We start from the raw sequence: 255 nt of genomic DNA, 5'->3' as shown, positions 1-255 counted from the left end.
TTTTAAGAACTCCATCATCCATGTGTGGTCAACGTTGTCAAAGAATCCTTTTATATCTACATCTACTACATAATTTACTGGCCTCTTCTCAATATAGAAGTTCAGTGTTTTCAAAGCATCGTGGCAACTACGATTTGGTCGGAATCCAAAGGAACAGTCTAGAAAGTCATTTTCATAGATAGAATTTAGTATCTTCGTGATGCACTTTTGTACAATCTTATCTTCATGTTCCGGTATTCCCAACGGTCTTTTCTT

General features: G+C 36.1%; 1 protein-coding gene. It reads right to left on the bottom strand.

What is annotated here, in order from left to right; all coding sequences use genetic code 11:
* On the bottom strand, positions 1-255 hold a 255-nt coding region (locus KW850_RS32900; protein ID WP_218351742.1), incomplete at both ends, for a reverse transcriptase domain-containing protein.

Source organism: Bacillus sp. sid0103, assembly GCF_019219025.1.
The sequence above is the reverse complement of the archived record's forward strand: the minus strand, read 5'-3'. Positions and strand labels throughout refer to the sequence as shown.